The following is a 483-nucleotide window of genomic DNA, read 5'->3' on the forward strand; positions in this document are numbered from 1 at the left end:
GAAGATGATGTATTATTATTGAAGACCCCATTGATCTTTGATGTATCGGTTTGTGAGTTGTTTTGGTGGAGTATATCAGGAGCGAGAGTGGTAGTTGCCGAGGCAGGAGCCGAGAAGGATCCGGGTAAATTATCAGAGACAATATCGCGGTACGGCGTTACTACCGTTCAGTTTGTACCCTCGTTGCTTTCTGTGTTTTTAGAAGAGGCGGAGCGAGACGATATTGGTCGTATGAGTAGTCTGAAGCTGGTGTTATCAGCCGGGGAGGCCTTAAGTGCAGATGTAGTCCACAGATTTGGGTCGAGCTTACATGCCAAATACCAGACGCGTTTAGATAATTTATATGGACCCACGGAGGCCACGGTGTACAGTACATACTATCCCTGTGATTTTGAATCGGATCTGATTCCCATAGGAAAGCCGCTGTCCAACACATCACTGTATATAGTTGACAAAGATGGTCATCTGACTCCGGGAGGTGTA

Annotated in this window: 1 protein-coding gene; it reads left to right on the top strand. The window is 46.4% G+C overall.

All coding sequences use genetic code 11. From position 1 onward, the window contains the following. Nucleotides 1-483, top strand: a 483-nt coding sequence (locus C900_RS27815; protein ID WP_040497735.1) for an AMP-binding protein, incomplete at both ends; no start/stop codon positions are given.

The organism is Fulvivirga imtechensis AK7 (genome assembly GCF_000331535.1).
Taxonomy (GTDB): Bacteria; Bacteroidota; Bacteroidia; order Cytophagales; family Cyclobacteriaceae; genus Fulvivirga; species Fulvivirga imtechensis.